1 protein-coding gene is annotated in these 362 nt (G+C 68.8%); it reads right to left on the reverse strand.

The window, feature by feature from the left end; translation table 11 throughout:
* Positions 1 to 332: autotransporter outer membrane beta-barrel domain-containing protein (locus EN846_RS33930; protein WP_210236146.1), on the reverse strand; the 332-nt coding region annotated here is incomplete at its 3' end.
* Between the last annotated feature and the right edge of the window lie 30 nt (positions 333 to 362).

Consider the following 362-nt stretch of genomic DNA (forward strand, 5'->3'; position numbering starts at 1 on the left):
ATGTCCGAGTCGTAGCGCTCTTCGGCCAGGCCTTCGCCCTGCACGCGGTTGCGGAACTGGCCGCGCTGCACGCTGGCATCCACATACAGTGCATCGTTGCTCCAGCTGCCGTACACGCCCAGCGCGCCACCGTTGACCTTGCCGCGTGCGCTGTAGCCGGTCAGCTGCGAACGCGAAGTAGCATCGGACTTGGCCAGCGTACCCATCACGCCGACGCGGCCCTGGCCGTTGTCGAACACGCCGATGTCCGCACCCAGCTGCAGGCGCGAGCGGTCCACGCGCAGGTCCAGCTGGTCTTCCACCGCCGACAGCTTGCTCTGCGCAGCGTCCACGCCGGCCCCGCCACGCACGCCATCAACGGC

Origin of the sequence: Mesorhizobium sp. M4B.F.Ca.ET.203.01.1.1, assembly GCF_004791025.1 — a bacterium.
Lineage (GTDB): Bacteria > Pseudomonadota > Alphaproteobacteria > Rhizobiales > Rhizobiaceae > Mesorhizobium > Mesorhizobium abyssinicae.